Consider the following 18726-nt stretch of genomic DNA (forward strand, 5'->3'; position numbering starts at 1 on the left):
TCAACCAACCGACTTCAACGGAATCGGTCCTTTGAGCCGATCCATCATCGTCACGCAGTACCAGTCATCGAACTGACAAACGCCAGTCTCGGCGGTTTCCGAATACGGGCCGGGTTCGTAGGAGGGCGAGGTCACCCCGCGTTGGGTGCCTTCAACCAGCGTGCGATCCTGATCGTTGGTGGCAATCCACACTTTGGTCAGGCGCTCGATATCGTAGTCAACGCCTTCCACCGCCGTGTCGGGCACCAGCCATTTGGTGGTGACCAATGTTTCAGTGGCGCTGATCGGCAGCACGCGGAAACTCAGCGCATGGTCGCCGAGGAAGTGGTTCCAGGTGGACGGGTAGTGGAAGTACAGCAGCGCGCCGATGTCGGCTTCGGAGGTCTTGTCGAGGCGGCCGTTGACGGCGGGCTTGCCATCCATGGTGTAGCTGACGGCGCCTGATGAAAGCGGGATACGCGTCATGCGGAACTGGCCATTGATGTCCATGACCAGACGGCTTGGCAATCCGGCCTTTTCGCACTTGGCCCAATATGCCGACAGCTCGGGATCGTCTTCGCCGCTGATGCCTCCGACTGAAAGGTTATCGACAAACGAATGCAGCAGTTCTGGGTGTGAGCCGTCGCAGTGGTAGCACTCGCGATTGTTTTCGAAGACCAGTTTCCAGTTGCCTTTCTCGACGATGTTCGACTCGAACGCGACTTTGCAGTTTTCAAGGAAATGCGGCGCGATGAAAGGGCTGACGGCTTTGCGGAAACCTTCAAAGTCGGGTGCCTTGGCGGCAACGCAGACGTAGATGTAGGTGTCGACGATTTCGCAGTGCACGCTTTTCAGGTTGTACTGCGCTTTGTCGAAGTTCTGGCCCATGTTGCCGGCGAACAACAGGTTGCCGTCCAGCTCGTAAGTCCACTTGTGATACGGGCAGACCATCTTCGCCACTTTGCCATGGTCAGCCTCGCAGATTTTCGCGCCACGGTGCCGGCACGCATTGTGGAAGGCCCGAACCTCACCATCCTTGCCGCGAACGACGGCCACCGGATAGTCGCCAATCTGCAAAGTGAAATACTGCCCCGGTTTGGTGATTTCAAAGGTGTGGCCGGCGAAGATCCAGTCTCGGTGCCAGATCTGCTCAAGATCCTGACGGTATACGTCCTCACTGCGGTAAAGCGCGCCCGGCAGCGAATGCCACGGTTTGCGTTGTGCGATCAGGTCATAAACGCTTTGCTTGTTGTTCATTGTTATCCTCCCAGGACTTCGATCTTGAGCGGTCACCTTTAACCGTGACTTTCTAAATAAGCGAACGATAAGCCTCAGCCTATCCGGCACAGAACAAACGTCACAACCGACATTTGCTGCGGGCAATTAATGATTTGCGGTTATGAGTGACAGAGTCAGGGTGAAGTCGGCACCGCTTGAAAAACCGCTTGCAGTGCAGTGACGGCGCAGTCGGCTTTAGCGATGTTTCTGATTGCCATCTTCACAGCGGTACTGCGTTCAAGGCCGAGCCCCTGAGCGAACAGATCAAACTTTTGCTCCAGCTCTTCAACGCTCAAAGGCGTCTGCGGATCGCCGCGCGCAGCGGTGATCGGGCTCACCAGCACCTCGCCATTCTTCAGAGTAATGCTCAACCGGGAGAGGATTTCCTCGGGGAATCTGGCCGAGATATCGGCGGCTTCGACGATTTCGATGCGGGCGCTGAGGGCCAGAATATCCGGCGCAGTAATCGCCAGACCGGTGACTTCCTCAGGCCCGACCTTGCCCCTGACAACCAGCGCTGCGAGTGGAAACGCCAAGGCGTATTGCGCTTGATCGGCGTTCTTCGGTGAATGTCCCTGCAGGCACATCGATTCATAGAACGTTTCCACACGTATGGTTTCGATCGAATCGGCAGCGAGCAACGGATGTTGTCGTTGCAGCTCAAGCATTGCGGTCAGCGCCGGTTGCGCCCAGCGGCAGACGGGCCAGGGTTTGAAGTACTGACTGTCGATTTCCCAACGCTGACCGAGGTCGCGCCAATGCTCTGAAACGGCGATGTCTTCGACTGTTTCCGCTGGCGCACCGGTAATGCCTTCCAAGGCCATGAACAAAGCGTTCAGACCGGTGAATGCGCCCGCACCATGAGCATCACGCAGCATCGTCGGCGCTTGCACCACGCGCATCATCGGGCAGCGTGCGCTGAAGTATTCGGCAATGCCCAAGGCGTGGCGGAACGTTGTCTCATCCAGACGCAACAATCGCGCGCCAGCGCAGACCACGCCCAGCGCTGAAAAGCCACCGGAAGCGTGATACGTAGGTGAGGTCGCCATCAATGCCGAACCTGCGCGCAACGCGGTTTCGTAACCAATGCATAAAGCGCTCAGCAGCTCATGCCCGCTGATCGATTGGCCCTGCTGATGCAGTGCATCGGCGAGGGCGAGCAGGGCGGGTACCAAGGTCGCCCCTGCGTGGCCCTTGGATTTGAAATGGCCCTCATGGGCGTCGAGGCTGTCGGCGCTGAAGCCGCCGGCCCACGCTGCGCCGAGCACGTTGACGCGCTGCCCGGAGAAAATCAGGCGACTGCTGTAGAGACCGGCCGGATAGTGCCGTTCGGCAAACCGGCGCATCGCGACACTGGTGTCGTTGCTCGCCGCGCCGGCCATGACTCCGATAATGTCGAGCAGACTGTTTTGTACGATCGCGCGGGTTTTCTGCGGAGCGTCGAGAAAATCAAAATCGCGAGTGAATTCGAAGAGTGACATGCAACAAGCCCTTCCTGTGTGTTGAGCGCGACCGTGCTTGGTCGGCGTCGCTCAACAATGGGTCAGGGACGGCAGGCTGCTCCAGCGACATTTTCGTCGCGCTATTGATAACCAAAACGACCGACGCTGGCGCAGAGCAGATCAACGGCGGGGAAACTTCCCCAGAATCCATTCACGGAAGCGCTGCAATTCGTCTTCATTGTCCGAATTTTCGCGGCAGCTCAAATAGTGCCAACTGTTGCGCAGCTGTACCTGCTGCTCAATCGGTCGCACCAGTAAGCCTCGCTGCACCAGCGACGTGACCAGGTGATTCCAGCCCAGAGCGATGCCTTGATGAGTCAGCACCATGCTGATCAGCAGGTTGTAGTCGTTGGCGTTGAAAATCTGTGGACTGTTGGCCGGGCGGTCGTCGATATCGATTGCCTGAAACGCCAGCCACACGCCCCAGTCGACGTGTTCGGCGACTTGCGAACGGCCGTAAGGGCTGAGGTTGAGCAGGGCCGAATCGCGCACGCCCTCGATGGTGGAAATCTCCGGATGCTGCTCCAGATACTGCGGCGTGCACACCGGGTAGATCACGTCGTGGCAAAGCGGATAGCTTCTATAGCCTTCGCGGATGCGCGAAATCTTGGTGATGAAGATGTCCGGCTGCACGCCGGGTTCCATCGTCAGAAAGTTCTGCGTGGTGATCAGGTTCAGTTCAATGTCAGGACACTGAGCGAAGAACTCCTGCAGGTGATCTGATAACCACAGCGCGGAAAAGGCCGGGGAGCAGCAGACGGTCAGCACTTTCTTGCTCGACTGGCTGTTGCGAATCCGTTCGGCGGCCTGGGCGATGTTGACGAACGACAGTTGCGCGGCATCAAAGAACACCGCACCGGCAGCGGTCAGTTCTACCGCACGACCCACCCGGGTAAACAGTTGCGCGCCCAGGTAGCTTTCCAGCTCGCGGATCTGCCGGCTGATCGCCGCTTGCGAAACGCACAACGCCTCGGCGGCACGGGTGAAGCTTTCGTATTTGGCGGCGGCGACAAATGCCTTCACAGCCCTCAAGGACGGCATTTTCAGCAGGATGGTGTCAGGGTCGACATGCTTGGTCATTCGTACACTCTCCTAACGATAAAGCTCCCCAACGAAGCGCGTGGAGGGTAACGGAACGCTCCTCGCAGGGCCACGCCAGCGTCGCTTTGGGAATAGACCCGGTCGCTCATGGTGCGGAGCCGAACGGACAGCCATGCCCGAGCCCGCAACCGATAACCCGACGTTATCAAATTGTCCCTGTAAATGTAGTTGGATTAAGCGCGGTGATGCTAATAGATTTGCAACATCCCTTCTTTCCTGGGCACCCAAAAATAATAAAAGGAAACCGTCGTGAAGACATTTATTCATTACCTCTGCCGTTTAAACACAGTTTCGCTTGATTACTTGCCGTTTAAAGTGATCGAAGTGCGACGCGAAGGAGGCATGGTATGACAAGTTCCGACGAGATCATCTGCGTAAAGAATGTTTTCAAAGTCTTCGGCAGCCAGCCAGTGCTGGCCATGAAGATGATTGAAGAGGGCGCCTCGAAAGCTGAAGTATTCAAAAAGACCGGTCAGGCCATTGGTGTATTCGATGCCAACTTTTCCGTTCGCCGAGGCGAAATCTTTGTGATCATGGGTTTGTCCGGCTCCGGCAAATCGACCATGGTCCGCTTGTTCAACCGGTTGATCGAACCGACCTCCGGCAAGATCTTTCTCAACGGCAAGGAAATTACCGGCCTGGGCGACAAGGATCTGCTGCAAGTGCGGCGCAAGGACATGGGCATGGTCTTCCAGTCATTCGCCCTGATGCCGCACATGAGCGTCATTGATAACGTCAGTTTCGGTCTGGAAATCAGCGGTGTCAGCGAGAAAGAACGCTACTGCCGGGCCATGGGCGCCCTCGAGCAGGTCGGGCTGTCCGGCCAGGAATTCAGCTTTCCCCATCAACTCTCCGGCGGCATGCAGCAGCGTGTAGGCCTGGCCCGCGCCTTGGCCAACGACCCCGCCATTCTGCTGATGGACGAAGCTTTCTCCGCGCTCGACCCGATGATCCGCAGCGAGATGCAGGGTGAGCTGATCAAACTTCAGGCCGAGCAGGATCGCACGATCATTTTCATCTCCCACGACATTGAAGAAGCGGTGCGCATCGGCCATCGCATCGCGATCATGGAAGGCGGGCGCGTGGTGCAGATCGGCACTCCGCGTGAACTGCTGTGCAACCCGGTGAATAAATATGTGCGCGACTTCTTCAATGGTTTCGACACCAGTCGAATATTGAAGGCCGGGGATATCGCCCAGCAGGATTCGAATGTTGTTTATCTGCCGGGCAGTCAAGTAACGATCAAGGCTGAGGCCTCGTTGCGAGACATCTTTCATATTGTTGCCGCGTCGGCAACTCCAATGCCGGTGGTCGATGAAGTTGGACTTTATAAAGGTTCGATTTCCCAAGGACACTTACTGAGCTGCCTAAGTAACAGCTGAACTCCGAACAGTCAGAATTGATAAAGCAGTTTCTGCGGGCGAGGTAGCACCATGTCAGATTTCAATATTCTGGATCCTTTCCAGAGCATCAACATTCCTTTGGGTTCGTGGGTCGAAACCGCGCTTAAATATCTGGTCAGCAACTTTCGTGAAGTGTTCCGCTCGATTCGCTGGCCGGTCGACCAGGTCCTGGACGGCGTGCAGTGGAGCCTGCTGTCGGTACCTCCCACCGTCTTCATCATCATTGCCGGACTGATCAGTTGGCAGATCGGCGGCAAACGAATCGCCATTTTCAGTGTCGCCACGCTCACCGGCCTCGGCCTGATCGGCGTGTGGAACGACGCGATGGTCACCCTGGCTCTGGTGCTGACATCGCTATTGTTCTGCGCGGTCATCGGCATCCCGCTGGGCATCTTCTGTGCGCGCAGTGATCGCACCGAAATGATCATCCGCCCGGTTCTCGACGCCATGCAGACGCTGCCGGCATTCGTGTACCTGGTGCCGGTGGTCATGCTGTTCGGCATTGGCAACGTACCCGGGGTGATCGTCACCATCATCTTTTCCGTCGCGCCGCTGGTGCGGCTGACCAACCTCGGCATCCGGCAGGTGCCCGCCGACAAGGTCGAGGCGGCGCGGGCGTTCGGCTGCACGGCCACGCAGATGCTGCTGAAGGTGCAATTGCCGCTGGCGGCGCCAACGATGATGGCCGGGCTCAACCAGACTTTGATGTTGTCGCTGTCGATGGTGGTGGTTGCCTCGATGATCTCGGTGGGTGGTCTCGGTCTGATGGTGTTGAGCGGCATCGGCCGCCTCGACATGGGCCTGGCCAGTGTCGGCGGCGCCGGTCTGGTGTTGCTGGCGGTGTTTCTCGACCGATTGACCCAAGCCATGGGCGAACGCAGCAGCGATCTGGCTACCGGTCAGCGCTGGTACGACACCGGCCCGGTAGGGCTGCTGATGAAACTGAAAAAAAAGAAAACCGTTGCACTTCCCGTGACCAACTGAATTTGCCTGCTCACCCATAAACACTTTCAAGCGTGGTGAAACATGAAACTGACAACTTTCAAGAAAGGCCTGATGGCTTCGTTGTTCGGCACTCTGTTGTGCTCGGCAGTCTACGCAGCCGATGCCAACAAACCGGGCGCCGGTGTGTCGATCACGCCGATTTTCCCGAGCATCGCCGAAGAGCGTTTTCGCGGTGAAGTGGTGATCGCCGGCCTCAAGGAATTGGGCTACGAAGTGAAAGCGCCCAAAGAGGTCGACTACCCGGCGATGTTTCTCGCGCTGTCCTACGGCGATGCGGATTTCACCGTGCATGAATGGGAAATCCTGCACCAGGCATTTTATGAAAAGGCGGGCGGCGATGACGTGATGGTCAAGGTCGGGCAGGTCATGAAAGGCGTGCTGCAGGGCTACATGATCGACAAGAAAACAGCCGAGGCTTACCAGATCAAGGACCTGTCCGATCTGAAAAAGCCGGAGATCGCCAAACTGTTCGACAGCAACGGCGATGGCAAGGCCGACCTGACCGGCTGCAACCCGGGCTGGGGCTGCGAAATCATGATCGAACATCACATGAAGGCCTATGGTCTCGGTCCGACCGTGGTGGATAACCGCGGCTCGTATTTCGCCTTGATGGCCGACACCATCGCGCGCTTTCAACAGGGTAAACCAGTGCTGTTCTTCACTTGGGTACCCCAGTGGATTGCCGGCGTGCTGGTGGAAGGACGCGATGTGGTCTGGTTGCCAGTGCCGTTCACCTCGCTGCCAGACGGCAAGGAAAGCAAAGACACCTTCCATGACGGCAAGAACCTCGGTTTCCCGGTAGACACAGTCAATGCCGTGATGAACAAGGAATTCGCCGAGAAGAACCCGGTGGCGCGCAAATTCCTCTCCGAGGTCAGCATTCCGACCAGCGCGGAAAGCGAACAGAACCTGCGCATGCAAAAGGGTGAAAAATCCCTCGCCGACATCAAGCGTCACGCCGCTGAATGGATCAAGGCCAATCAGCAGGCTTATGACGGTTGGTTGAGCGACGCACGCGCGGCGGCGAAGTAATCGGTTCGACCGCGCTTGGCGGCGGCTCAGCCCGTCGCCAACGTTGCGATCGCAGGTGTCAGTGAACGGCGAGTGAGTGAGGCGAAGATGGAAACCTTTCAGAGTCCGTTGAAGCAGCAGAACATCGGCTTTCGCCAGTCCGCGTCGGTGGCCGGACAGGCCCGAGTGGTGCGAGTGGCCTTCGTATTACTTGAGAATTTCTCCCTGACGACCCTGTCCACGGCGATGGACGCGCTGGTTACCGGCAACCTCATCAATGGCGAAACGCTGTACACCGTCTCGACCTGGTCGCTCAAGGGCGGACGTGTCGAAAGCGATATTGGCGTGCCGGTCGATTCGCAACGACTGGTCGCAGAGGGCTTCAACCATGACGCGCTGATTGTGATCGGCGGTCAGCGCGTCCGCTTGGCGCCGCAACCGCTGCTGCGCCGAGTGCTGAAGAAAACCGCTGGCAAGGGCATTGTCGCCGGGTGCTGGAATGCAGCGTTCTACCTGGCTGATGCGGGATTGCTCGGCGCTGAGGAATTCGCCTGTCACCGCGACAGCTGCGGTTTGCTCAGCGAGTACTTCCCACAGTTGAAAGCCTCCAGCCGTGAATTCATCGTCGCTCAGCGCCGAGCCACTTGTGCCAACGCTCATGCGGCACTGGATATGACCCTGGCGATCATGCAAGGACTGGGTTCGCACAACGATGTGGCGCTGCTCGATGAAATCAGACGGGTCCATCAGCCGGCACAGGGCAAACCTGCGGGAGCTGCCGACGGTGTTCGGCCTGCAGCGATTCCCAAGCCGCTGAACATCGCCATCGACCTGATGGAAAACAACATCGAGGAACCGATGGAAATCGATGCCATCGCCAGTCACGTCGGAGTGTCGCGCCGACAATTGGAACGCCGGTTCGCGCGCTATTTGAACGCTGCGCCCAATCGCTATTACCTGGAGTTGCGCCTGACCCGCGCACGGCAATTGATCGTGCAAAGTGATCGCTCGATGACAGACGTGGCACTGGCGACCGGATTTGTCAGTTATCCGCACTTCTACAAGCGCTTCAAGGATCTGTTCGGCTTACCGCCGATGACGTTCAGGGATTACCACTACGCTAGCGACTCTGCCAGCCACGGGCGCTATGCCTTAGCCGCCAGCTACTGAATCAGCCGCGCGAACTGACGGTTTGCGCCAGTCACGGTTTTACCAGTTTCCGATCAACGCCACTGCGTGCGTTCGCTTTGTGCCGCGTGCGTTTTGCAACTTCAACGATTAACGGTTCAACACTATGAAAGTCAGTTCATTACCCGCCGATGATGACAGTTGTGGCTGGTTTCATCTGAGCAAACCGCGTAGCCCCGAGCCTGCGCACCGTGGGCAGCGCTCGGCGCGGTGGGTGATCATCGGCGCCGGTTTCACCGGACTCGCCTGTGCGCGGCAACTGGCGTTGAATTTTCCCGATGACGAAGTAGTACTGGTCGAAGCACAGGAAGTTGGATTAGGGCCATCGGGGCGCAATGCCGGTTTTGCCATTGACCTGCCGCACGATATCGGCGCCGATGATTACATCGGTGACATTGCACTGGCGCGCACCAGTCTGAAACTCAATCTGGCCGGGCAGTCGATCCTGCGTGATCTGGTCGATCAGTACCGCATCGACTGTCAGATGAAGGCGTGCGGCAAATATCAGGCTGCCGTGGAGAATCGCGGTATCGCCGTGCTCGATGCCTATCGTCGCGGTCTGGAGAAACTCGATCAGCCGTTTCAAATGATCGACGCCGATGAGTTGCCTGAACATCTGGGCACGCATTTCTACCGCAAGGCATTGTTCACGCCGGGCGCGGTGTTGCTGCAGCCATCCGGGCTGGTCAAAGGCCTGGCCGACAATCTGCCTGCCAACGTCACGCTGTATGAGCGCACGCCGATTCTCGAAGTCGAGTACGGCGCCAGGACGGTTCTTAAACATGCCCACGGCAGCATCACGGCCGACAAACTGATTCTGGCGAACAATTCCTTCGGAATGCGTTTCGGTTTCCTCCAAGGGCGCATGTTGCCGATCTACACCTACGCCAGCATCACCCGGCCGCTGACCGAGGAAGAGCAGGCGCGCTTGGGTGGCAAACCGTTCTGGGGCGCCATTCCCGCTGATCCGTTCGGCACCACGGTGCGCCGCACGCCGGACAACCGCTTGCTGATCCGCAACAGCTTCACCTTTAACCCCGATGGCCGCAGCAACCGCAAATACAACGAGCGTTTCGTGCGCCGGCACAAGGCGTCGTTCGACCAGCGTTTCCCGATGCTGCCCAACGTCACGTTCGACTACACCTGGGGCGGCGCGCTGGCGATGTCGCGCAATCACAACGGCTTTTTCGGTGAGCTGGCGCCCAACGTCTACGGCGCGCTGGGCTGCAACGGCCTCGGTGTCACTCGCGGCACTGTCACTGGAAAGTTGCTGGCCGACTGGCTGGCAGGCCAACGCGACGGGCTGATCGATTTCCTCCTGCAAACCCCCGGTCCCAACAGCAACCCGCCAGAACCGTTCCTATCGCTGGGGGTGAACATGAACCTCAAGTGGGGGCAGTACCGCGCCGGCAGAGAAAGCTGAATTACCTGAAGCCCGAAATCCTGAATATTGAACCCTGGAGAAAACGCGATGAACTTTGATGGAATCTTTACCCCGGCCATTACCCCGTTGTCCGCCGATGGCCAGATCGACTATGCGGCGTTCTCCGAAGTAATCGAATACCTGATCGAGTCCGGGGTGCACGGCATCGTGATCGGCGGTTCGACCGGCGAGTATTACGCGCACACCGCAGAGGAGCGGGTCGCCGTGGCCCAGCGCGCGAAAGAGGTGATTCGCGGGCGCTTGCCACTGGTGGTTGGCACTGGCGGCATTCGTACCGAAGATTCGGTGTACTTCGCCGAGAAGGCCAAGGCACTGCAAGCAGACGCGATTCTGGTCGGCTCGCCGCCGTATGCCTTGCCGACGCAGAAAGAGATTGCCGCCCATGTGCTCGCAGTGGACAAGGCCGCCGGTCTGCCGATCATGCTTTACAACTATCCGTCGCGGATGGGCGTAGCGATGGGCGATGAATTCTTCGCTGCCATTGCCGATTGCAAGAACATCGCCGCGATCAAGGAAAGTTCGGGCGAGACCGCACGGCTGCATCGTCTGGCTCACTCGCACCCGCAGATCCAGTTGTCCTGCGGCTGGGATGATCAGGCGCTGGAGTTCTTTGCCTGGGGCGCACGCAGCTGGGTCTGCGCTGGTTCCAACTTCATCCCGCGTGAACACATTGCGCTGTACGAAGCCTGCGTACTGGAGAAGAACTTCGACAAGGGCCGGCGGATCATGTCGGCGATGTTGCCGCTGATGGACGTCCTCGAGAGCGGCAAGTTCGTGCAGTCGATCAAGCATGGCAGCGAACTCAGCGGCCTGCGTGCCGGCGGTGTACGCGCACCTTTGCAAGCGCTGGAGCCCGCCGAGAAAGAGCAACTGAAAAACGTCATCGAAACCCTGCAGAAGAACGTCGCGCGCATTGTCGAGGAGGCTTGAAATGGCTGATCTGCTGAGTAAAGAGCAATACCGTGAACTGGCGGGGCAGCTGGAATTTCGCCATCAGGCTTTTATCAATGGGCGTTTTTGTCCGGCAAAGTCCGGCAAGACGTTCACCACGACCAATCCCGCCACCGAGCAGGTGCTGACCGAGATTGCCGCGTGTGATGCCGACGATATCGATCAGGCCGTTGCAGCAGCGAAAGCAGCGTTTGATGAAGGCCGCTGGCAGTCACTCGCACCGTCGGCGCGCAAGTCGGTGTTGCTGCGCTTTGCCCAATTGCTGGAAGACAACGCTCATGAACTGGCGGTGCTGGAAAGCCTGGACAGTGGCAAGCCAATTCGTGAGTGCCAGACCATCGACGTGCCGGAAACCATCCATACCCTGCGCTGGCACGCCGAGCTGATCGACAAGATTTACGACGCCACGGCGCCGGTCGGTTCCGGCGCGGTGACCATGGTCGTGCGCGAGCCGATCGGCGTGGTCGGGCTGGTGTTGCCATGGAATTTCCCGCTGCTGATGCTCGCCTGGAAGATCGGCCCGTCACTGGCCGCAGGCTGTTCGATCGTGGTCAAACCGGCCAAGGAAACCACCCTGAGCACCTTGCGTGTCGCCGAACTGGCGCATCAGGCGGGTATTCCTGCCGGTGTGTTCAACGTCGTGCCCGGCGGCGGCAAGGAGGCGGGCGAGCCGCTGGGGCGTCATCCCGATGTGGCAATGGTCAGCTTCACCGGCTCGACCGACACCGGCCGGCTGTTCCTCAAATACTCCAGCGAATCCAACCTGAAACGCATCGTGCTCGAGTGCGGCGGCAAGAATCCGGCGGTGGTCATGAACGATGTCGAAGACATCGATGTGGTCGCGCAGCATGTGGTCAATGGCGCGTTCTGGAACATGGGCGAGAACTGCTCAGCCTCATCGCGCCTGATCGTCCACGCCGACATCAAGGACGAACTCTTGCAGCGCGTTCAGGCGCAGCTCGGCGACTGGAAAATGGGTGACCCGCTGGACCCGGAGAACCGTTTGGGCTCGATGATCAGCAAGGCGCATTTCGACAAGGTGCGTTTGTATCTCGATATCGCCCGCGACGAGCATCTCAGCTTTTTGGTGGGCGGCCAGACTCGCCACGATATCTTCGTCGAGCCGACCATCGTCGATGGCGTAAACCCCGACAGTCGCCTGTTCCAAGAGGAGATCTTCGGCCCGGTGCTGAGCGTCACCACCTTTCACACGGTCGATGAAGCCATCGCTCTGGCCAACGACACTGCCTATGGACTGGCCGCTTCGGCGTACACCGGCAACCTGCGCAATGCGCTGAAACTGTCACGCGGCATTCGCGCGGGGATCGTCACGGTCAACTGCTTCGGCGAGGGCGATGCCTCGACGCCATTCGGCGGTTACAAGGAGTCGGGATTCGGCGGGCGCGACAAGTCGATTTGGGCGCACGACCAATACACTGAACTGAAAACCATCTGGATCGACGCGTCGTAATTGGCGTCTGGACCTACACAAGGGCCTGCCAGCGAAAGCTGACGCAGGCCCTTGCTCGTTTCAGCGCCTAGGTATGCGAAATCAACAAATCACTGATGATGCAGATCGAGCCATCCTCTGGCGGGGTGGCGTCGGTGTAGTCGATCTGGTTGTAGACCCCGCCGTGGAAATTGAACACCTGCGAATTCCAGGTTGAGTCGAGCTGCAAATCACCTGATGTACCGACAACGCCGTTGTAGTCGACGGTGACTCGAGCTACGCCGGCAGAGTTGGCGCGAATGGTCACCTTGAATTTCGCGCCCAGCGGTACGCCCTTGAGCACCGTGGTGTTGACCGGGGTGGGCTGGTTGAAACTCTGGCGGAAGCCCATGGTGATGTTGCCTTTCTGCCAGAACACCTTGATGGCGGGGCTGTCGTCGTTTTTCACATGCATCTGCGAAATAACGACTTTCTGCGCAGAGTTGACCTTGGTCACGGTCATCTCCTGATAGTTGAGGTGGTCAGCGGCGCTGGCCAGCGACCAATAGAAGGATTCTTTCCATTCGCAGCGGGTGCGGTGGGTGCTCTTGCTTGAGGCGCCTTTGGTCGGCGCGGACAGTTGCAGCGATCCGTCCGGCAGCACGGTGACGATGCTGGGAAATTGCGCAATGGCCTCGGCGCCGCTGAGCTCAAGTGCGACCGGATTGGTCGCCGAGACGGGTACCGGGGTGGAGAGGGTGAGATTGCTGATGTTTACGGCCATGGTTTGTACTCCTGACGATAAAAATCATTAGCGACCCAAGCCTTCGGTGGATTGGCACATCTGTCTGCGCGGACTTTCACCATCTCTTGGGCACAGCACCATGGCGGCGCAAGCGGCCGCCGCGAAAACACAAAGGGCAACGATCACACCGGCAGCCTCCAGCACAGCGCCGAAAACCGGCGTGCCAGCGGTCTGACCGAGCGCCAGAAGCAGAAACGGAATGCCCAGTCCCAGGTCCGGGCGGTCCGGCAACAAACGAATGCCTTGCAGCAGATAAACGCCTGAAGAAACGATGTAGGCCGCGCCAAACAGGCACATCGCGGCGAGGCCCGATCCGGCGGAAACTGATGCGGCAGAAAGGCCCAATGTCCCGAGGGCGATTCCGGCAAGCGCTAGGTGCTGCATGCGTGCGACACCGAAGCGGCCAGTGAGCACGCCGGTCATGCAGCCGCTGATTCCCGCTGCGCCCAATACCATCCACGCCCACGCAATGGCCTGATCGGAGAAACCAGCCTCACTGCGCAAAATATCGGCGCCGAATGTCCAGATCGCCGTGCTCGCCAGGCCCATCAGGAAAGCACTGGCGCACAAAGGCAGTACGCCGGGTCGACGCAGCATTGCCAGCGAGAAGCTCTGCGCGACGTCACGCTCGACCCGGCGCGGTACCGCAAACCAGAGCCAGATCGTGACGCCGATGCCGGTCAAGGCAAACAGGGCATACAGCTGGCGCCATTGCCCGGCCGCCAATATCGCCGCAAAACCGGAAAAAACGATTCCCGCCGCTGTCCCGGCATTGATAAAACCATTGGCCCGCGGGCGATCCGCATCATCAAGACGCGCTGCCACCGCGCTGGCCAATGGCGGCGAAGTCAGACCCGTGCTCAATCCCGCCAGCGCCACACCACAGCCCAACGTCAGCCCCGACGAGGCCACAACCACCAGGCCCATCCCCAGCGTGGCCGCTGCACCGGCCATCACCGTCAACCCGCGCGGACTGATTTTGCCATTGCAGACAAACGTCGCAACGATGCCCACACAGTAAGCGGCGAACGCACTGCCACCAATCCATCCCGCAGCGGTCACGCTGAGCGTCAGATCCTGACGAATCTGCGGCAGCAGCAATCCGTAAGCGAAGCGCGCGAGGCCATAGGACAACGCCGTCAGCGCGAACGCTGCCGCGACAAGATTGAGGCTGCGCCGGTCAAGACTCACGGTGAAATCGGATTGCTGGCAGGAAAGGTTGTCTCGACCGCATGCTCCGGCCTGAACCTGGTGCGGTCGGAGTTGGAGGGATCATTAGCCATGAGTGTCCCTGAGGATGTCTGTTGCTGGAGTGGTTACCGATTCTGATAACGGACTTGCACTGGGGTTTGATGATTTTCCAACACAGCCGATGGATGGTAGAGCAAAGGGCGAGGGCAGCTCTCGGTTGGCTTGGCGCACGTCAACCTTTGCGAGCAGGATCGAGGGGTTTTTGCGGGTATCGAGGGGCGGGGGATGGCGCTTGGAGGGGGGCGAGTTAGTGCAGGACGGCACGCCGGAAGAACTGCGCGAGCGTCAGGGAGGTTTCCGCACGCTGTGGCGGATGCAAGCGAAGGTCCAAACCCGTTGAACACAGCACTACTGCGGCGAGCGGGTCCAGACCCTGACGTAATCGATGCGAAACACCGACGGCAGGTCAGCATCGTCGACCACCCCGAACCAGTCCCACATCGCTTCGCTGTCGAAGACGATTTGCATCGGGAAATGCCAGTAGCTGTTCTTTGCTTCCCGGACGAGTACGCCGTCGACGTACCAGCGCAAGGTCTCGGGTTGCCAGTCGAAACCGTAGACATGAAAGGTACTGGCCAGCCGCCAAGGGGCATTCCACGTGCTGCCGGAACTCAGGTGTTGATCATTCTGCGGTCTGGCCCAGACATGGGCGTTCATGTTGTACCGGCGGTCGAACGCTTCGTCGCGGGTTTTGCCGCCGATTTCGAATATGTCGATTTCCGTGGCGTTGTCCGGCAGCCCGGTCCACGCCAGCCAGAACGCACTGGAGCCGGCAGAGTTCATCGGCTTCGCCCGGGCTTCGTAATAGCCGTACATGCCCCGTTCGTTGGTGCGCACCATCGCCGAGCTGTAGTCCTTGTAGCCCAGGGCGACGTATTTTTCCGGGAGGGTCTGTTTGCGGAAGGTGATGTTCAGATTACCGCTGCCGACCTTGGCGTTCTCCGGCAAAAACAGCGCCGGTTTGCGCCCGAGGGAATCGGTGCCGGTGGCGTTGTTGACGTGCCAGCGTTCGGCATCGAGGGCGCTGCCGTTGAATTCGTCTGACAGCCGCGTATCGCGTGTCCAACCGCCGGCATTGGCCTGGTCCGATAACGGCAGATCGGGCGTAACGTGCGTCGGGGTCGGTCCTAGCGGACCGACGCGGGTCCACGCGTCGACCTGTTGCGGCATGGCGACCGCCCATTTCTGCGCCAGATACTCGAACACATTGCGGCGTTCGTCCTGGCTGCTGAATGGGCGGTCATAAACCAGCACCTCGGCGATGTCGCCTCGCAGAATCTCCGAGGTGCCCACCACATTGCGCGCCACCGCGAACGGGCCGATCGGCACGTCACTGGTTTCCAGCAAGGCCAGGGCTGGCTCGTAGGCGCTGGTCTGCTGCACGCTGATGCCGAAATTCGGTGCGACGTTATCGTTGTCCGCCAGTTGCGGCCGCGAGCTGAACAGTCGCTGCCAGGCCTTGCCGCCGGCCTGCTCGGGCAGACGTCGCGAGACGACGAAGACCGTCACCGGGCCTTTGCTTGTGCGGATCGCCTGGCCCATGAACGCTGCCGTGCCGTTGAAACGCACCACGCCGTGGCCGTTGAGGGCGTTGTCGACGCGCGTGGGCAATGTCGTCGCCGCGCGGTTGTCGACAGTGACGTCATTGCCCTTGCCGGATTTATCCAGCCAGCGTACGACCTGGTTTTGCCCCTCCAGTGTCATCGCGGCCGGGTCATTGCCGTCCAGCCACAACACCAGGCCTTCAGTGACCGGTCGTGGAATATTGGCGCTGACGCCAGCACTCAGCAGCAGCAAAACCAACAGCAAGCATGGTGATCTGTTCATGAGTCGTCCCTAACATGGATGTGCGCCGGTTCAGCTACCCACCGCCAGCAGCGGCGCCGGTTGCGGGCGGTAGCCCCACGGGTTGCTGGTCTGCCAGCGCCAGCTGTCGATGAGCATCTGCGTCAGCTCGCGTTGCGCCCGCCAGCCCAGCTCGCGCCCGGCCTTGCTCGCATCGGCGCGGCACTCGGCGACATCACCGGCGCGGCGGGCAGCGAACCGGTAGGGAATGCGCAGGCCGGTGACGTCTTCGAAGGCGCTGATGATCTGCAATACGCTGTAGCCGGTGCCGCTGCCGAGATTCCACACGTGCAGGCCATGCTCGTCGCCCTGCAAAACCTGCAGCGCCTTGAGATGACCTTCGGCCAGATCCAGCACATGGATGTAATCGCGAATACAGGTGCCGTCGACTGTTGGATAGTCGTTGCCGTAAACGGTCAACGCCGCGCGCTGGCCGCTGGCAACCTCGGTCAGGCACGGCAGCAGATTGTTCGGTCGACCGCTGGGTGCTTCGCCGATCAGCCCGCTCTGGTGCGCGCCGATCGGGTTGAAGTAACGCAGCACAGCGATGTTCCAGCGTAAATCGGCGAGGGCAAGGTCGCTGAGCAATTCTTCGATCATCAACTTCGAGCGCCCGTAGGGATTGGCCGGTTTGCCGGTGCCGTGGTCTTCGATGATGGGCATGCGGGAGGGCTCGCCGTACACCGTCGCCGAGGAACTGAACACCAGATTGAACACGTGGGCGCGGGCCATCGCCTGACACAGGTTCAGCGTGCCGAACACATTGTTGGCGTAGTAATCCATCGGCCGGCGCACGCTTTGCGCAACGGCTTTGAGCCCGGCGAAATGCAGCACGGCGTCGATCGCGTAGGTGCTGAAAATCTCGTCCAGCAGTGCGGCGTCGCGGATATCGCCCTCGATGAAATCGACGTGCGAATGACTCAACAGCTCCAGCCGTGCGACTGCTTCGCGGCTGCTGTTGCACAGATTGTCGAGGATCAGCACCGAGTGTCCGGCTTCGATCAGTTGCAATGCCGTGTGCGAACCGATGTAGCCGGCACCGCCCGTGATCAACGTGGTTTTGCGCATGACGACGTTCTCCATTGCGAGGAAATGCAGCTCAGCGGGCGGTGAACACCAACTTGAATTCTTGCGGCCAGCGCGGGTGCAGCAGGCTGTAGGCCAAGGCATAGGTCAGCGTGCCGATGGCAATGTCGCCGGCCAGGTGCGCATAACCGGACAGGCCGGTCTGCCGCGACAGCCACATCACCACGACGACCATCACGAAAGAGGCAAGCAGGCTGCGGTAACTGGACTGAAAGAAGCTGCGCCAGTCGTAACCGATCGCGGCGTGCAGGCCGCGTACCTGCAACGGCGTGATCAGCAGCGTGCGCAGCAGCAATGCCAGCGCCGCCGCCATGCCGCCGTAGGTCGCTCCGAGCAGATACACCAGCGCCAGCGCGAGCAGGGTGGTGGCGACTTCCGCCTTGAGGGTCAAGTGCGTGCGATTGACCGCCACCAGCGCAGTGGTTGCATACAGCGCCAGATTGCCCAGCGCCGCCGTGCAGGCGAGCACTTGCAGCAAAGGAATCGCATCGGCCCATTTCGCGCCGAAGATCAGCAGGATGATGTCCTCGGCGGTCAGGGCGATGCCGAAGAACAGCGGCGTGAGCACGAAGCCGCTGATCGCCGTGGAATCGCCTATAACCCCGATCAGGCGCGCCGGTTCGGCACTGCGCCGGGCGAACACCGGCAGGGCGTAACTCATCAAGCCGTTGCAGATCGCCGAGCGCGGCAGGTCGATGATGCGCATGGCCAGATTGAACATGCCCACCGCGTGCGCCCCGGCAGTCAGGCCGAGAATCAGATTGACGCCGCGTTGCAGGGTTTGCGAACTCATGACATTGACGCAGACCGGCAGACCGGCGCGCAGCACTTCGCCCAGCACCTGGCGGTCGATCAGCAAGGGAATGCGCCGACGCTCGCTGCGCATCAGTACCAGTGTGGAAACGCCGTCCATGATCAGCGCCTGCGCGACTACCGCCCACGGGCCGAAACCCAGCAGCGCAACAGCCACGCCGCCAACCCCGCCAGCCACTTTGCCGAGCAAGGTGCGCGAGGCCAGCAGCTTGAAATTGCCGCTGCGGCGCATCTGTGCCACATACACCCGGGCCATCAGGGTGAAGAGGATTTTCACCGAGGCCACGGCGGTCATCCAGCGCAACGCGGTGGACGGCGTATACAGCACCACCGCCAACGAGATCAACGCAATCGATAGCAGGCTGACCAGCACGGCAAACCAGAACACGCTGCTGATGTGTTTGTCTTCCATCCGCTGCAGGCGCACCAGCGGGTCTTCCAGCATCGACGAGAACAGAATGCCGACCACTTCGACCACGGCGATGATCAACGTGCCGATGCCCAGCTCCGTCGGCGTCAGCAAATGCGCGTAGACGACAAAGGTAATCATCGACAGGAAAATCAGGCCGAACTTCTCGGTGAAAATCCATGCGAGGGTCATCAGGCGACGGTTGGCCATGGCGCGATCCCTGAAA

General features: G+C 59.8%; 15 protein-coding genes. 7 read left to right on the forward strand and 8 right to left on the reverse strand.

Annotated elements, in window-relative coordinates; genetic code table 11:
* The 3 genes from NF676_RS12985 to NF676_RS12995 all read right to left on the reverse strand — a co-directional run bounded on the left by NF676_RS12985 (nucleotide 1) and on the right by NF676_RS12995 (nucleotide 3839).
* On the reverse strand, nucleotides 1-1236 hold the full coding sequence (locus NF676_RS12985) for an aromatic ring-hydroxylating oxygenase subunit alpha (RefSeq protein WP_252887858.1): 1236 nt from the start codon (nucleotides 1234-1236) through the stop codon (nucleotides 1-3).
* Between the two features lie 155 nt (nucleotides 1237-1391).
* A complete protein-coding gene (locus NF676_RS12990) occupies nucleotides 1392-2738 on the reverse strand; it encodes an MmgE/PrpD family protein (RefSeq protein WP_252878081.1) in 1347 nt (448 codons plus the stop codon).
* Nucleotides 2739-2879: 141 nt separating this feature from the next.
* Nucleotides 2880-3839: a LysR family transcriptional regulator gene (locus tag NF676_RS12995; RefSeq protein ID WP_122610472.1), complete on the reverse strand. Its 960-nt coding sequence runs from the start codon at nucleotides 3837-3839 to the stop codon at nucleotides 2880-2882.
* A gap of 368 nt (nucleotides 3840-4207) precedes the next feature.
* Here NF676_RS12995 and NF676_RS13000 point away from each other — a divergent pair, with 368 nt between their 5' ends.
* The 7 genes from NF676_RS13000 (at nucleotide 4208) to NF676_RS13030 (ending at nucleotide 12333) form a co-directional block, all read left to right on the forward strand.
* Nucleotides 4208-5242, forward strand: coding sequence for a quaternary amine ABC transporter ATP-binding protein (locus tag NF676_RS13000; RefSeq protein WP_252878082.1), 1035 nt, complete (start codon nucleotides 4208-4210; stop codon nucleotides 5240-5242).
* A 51-nt stretch (nucleotides 5243-5293) separates the two neighbouring features.
* A complete protein-coding gene (proW, locus tag NF676_RS13005; protein ID WP_252887859.1) occupies nucleotides 5294-6247 on the forward strand; it encodes a glycine betaine/L-proline ABC transporter permease ProW in 954 nt (317 codons plus the stop codon).
* Between the two features lie 72 nt (nucleotides 6248-6319).
* The gene (gene proX, locus NF676_RS13010; protein ID WP_370695137.1) at nucleotides 6320-7300 is read left to right on the forward strand and encodes a glycine betaine/L-proline ABC transporter substrate-binding protein ProX; all 981 of its coding nucleotides are present in this window, start codon (nucleotides 6320-6322) and stop codon (nucleotides 7298-7300) included.
* 87 nt (nucleotides 7301-7387) lie between these two features.
* Complete coding sequence (locus tag NF676_RS13015; protein ID WP_252878085.1) at nucleotides 7388-8449, forward strand: GlxA family transcriptional regulator; 1062 nt, start codon at nucleotides 7388-7390, stop codon at nucleotides 8447-8449.
* Nucleotides 8450-8573: 124 nt separating this feature from the next.
* Nucleotides 8574-9890, forward strand: a complete 1317-nt coding sequence (locus tag NF676_RS13020) for an NAD(P)/FAD-dependent oxidoreductase (RefSeq protein WP_252887861.1) — start codon at nucleotides 8574-8576, stop codon at nucleotides 9888-9890.
* Between the two features lie 48 nt (nucleotides 9891-9938).
* Nucleotides 9939-10841 (forward strand): dihydrodipicolinate synthase family protein, encoded by a 903-nt coding sequence (locus tag NF676_RS13025; RefSeq protein WP_122610468.1) that lies wholly within the window; start codon nucleotides 9939-9941, stop codon nucleotides 10839-10841.
* A 1-nt stretch (nucleotide 10842) separates the two neighbouring features.
* Complete coding sequence (locus NF676_RS13030; protein ID WP_252887862.1) at nucleotides 10843-12333, forward strand: aldehyde dehydrogenase; 1491 nt, start codon at nucleotides 10843-10845, stop codon at nucleotides 12331-12333.
* Nucleotides 12334-12400: 67 nt separating this feature from the next.
* On the opposite strand, the gene NF676_RS13035 is transcribed toward NF676_RS13030, so the two are convergent.
* The 5 genes from NF676_RS13035 to NF676_RS13055 all read right to left on the reverse strand — a co-directional run bounded on the left by NF676_RS13035 (nucleotide 12401) and on the right by NF676_RS13055 (nucleotide 18710).
* Nucleotides 12401-13075: a polysaccharide lyase family 7 protein gene (locus NF676_RS13035; protein ID WP_252887863.1), complete on the reverse strand. Its 675-nt coding sequence runs from the start codon at nucleotides 13073-13075 to the stop codon at nucleotides 12401-12403.
* Nucleotides 13076-13102: 27 nt separating this feature from the next.
* Nucleotides 13103-14287 carry an MFS transporter gene (locus NF676_RS13040; RefSeq protein WP_252887864.1) on the reverse strand — a complete coding sequence of 395 codons (1185 nt, stop codon included), beginning with the start codon at nucleotides 14285-14287 and terminating at the stop codon, nucleotides 13103-13105.
* A 408-nt stretch (nucleotides 14288-14695) separates the two neighbouring features.
* Entirely contained in the window at nucleotides 14696-16174 is a 1479-nt protein-coding gene (locus tag NF676_RS13045; protein ID WP_252887865.1) for a family 16 glycosylhydrolase, read from the reverse strand.
* Between the two features lie 30 nt (nucleotides 16175-16204).
* Entirely contained in the window at nucleotides 16205-17260 is a 1056-nt protein-coding gene (gene galE, locus NF676_RS13050) for a UDP-glucose 4-epimerase GalE (RefSeq protein WP_252887866.1), read from the reverse strand.
* A gap of 31 nt (nucleotides 17261-17291) precedes the next feature.
* Entirely contained in the window at nucleotides 17292-18710 is a 1419-nt protein-coding gene (locus NF676_RS13055) for an oligosaccharide flippase family protein (protein ID WP_252887867.1), read from the reverse strand.
* Nucleotides 18711-18726 lie beyond the last annotated feature (16 nt).

It is taken from the genome of Pseudomonas siliginis, assembly GCF_024072275.1.
Lineage (GTDB): Bacteria > Pseudomonadota > Gammaproteobacteria > Pseudomonadales > Pseudomonadaceae > Aquipseudomonas > Aquipseudomonas siliginis.

Excerpts from the sequence above, each read along its gene's own strand:
- NF676_RS12985 (WP_252887858.1), bottom strand. The coding sequence starts at position 1,236 with ATGAACAACAAGCAAAGCGTTTATGACCTGATCGCACAACGCAAACCG.
- NF676_RS12990 (WP_252878081.1), bottom strand. The coding sequence starts at position 2,738 with ATGTCACTCTTCGAATTCACTCGCGATTTTGATTTTCTCGACGCTCCG.
- NF676_RS12995 (WP_122610472.1), bottom strand. The coding sequence starts at position 3,839 with ATGACCAAGCATGTCGACCCTGACACCATCCTGCTGAAAATGCCGTCC.
- NF676_RS13000 (WP_252878082.1), top strand. The coding sequence starts at position 4,208 with ATGACAAGTTCCGACGAGATCATCTGCGTAAAGAATGTTTTCAAAGTC.
- proW (WP_252887859.1), top strand. The coding sequence starts at position 5,294 with ATGTCAGATTTCAATATTCTGGATCCTTTCCAGAGCATCAACATTCCT.
- proX (WP_370695137.1), top strand. The coding sequence starts at position 6,320 with ATGGCTTCGTTGTTCGGCACTCTGTTGTGCTCGGCAGTCTACGCAGCC.
- NF676_RS13015 (WP_252878085.1), top strand. The coding sequence starts at position 7,388 with ATGGAAACCTTTCAGAGTCCGTTGAAGCAGCAGAACATCGGCTTTCGC.
- NF676_RS13020 (WP_252887861.1), top strand. The coding sequence starts at position 8,574 with ATGAAAGTCAGTTCATTACCCGCCGATGATGACAGTTGTGGCTGGTTT.
- NF676_RS13025 (WP_122610468.1), top strand. The coding sequence starts at position 9,939 with ATGAACTTTGATGGAATCTTTACCCCGGCCATTACCCCGTTGTCCGCC.
- NF676_RS13030 (WP_252887862.1), top strand. The coding sequence starts at position 10,843 with ATGGCTGATCTGCTGAGTAAAGAGCAATACCGTGAACTGGCGGGGCAG.
- NF676_RS13035 (WP_252887863.1), bottom strand. The coding sequence starts at position 13,075 with ATGGCCGTAAACATCAGCAATCTCACCCTCTCCACCCCGGTACCCGTC.
- NF676_RS13045 (WP_252887865.1), bottom strand. The coding sequence starts at position 16,174 with ATGAACAGATCACCATGCTTGCTGTTGGTTTTGCTGCTGCTGAGTGCT.
- galE (WP_252887866.1), bottom strand. The coding sequence starts at position 17,260 with ATGCGCAAAACCACGTTGATCACGGGCGGTGCCGGCTACATCGGTTCG.
- NF676_RS13055 (WP_252887867.1), bottom strand. The coding sequence starts at position 18,710 with ATGGCCAACCGTCGCCTGATGACCCTCGCATGGATTTTCACCGAGAAG.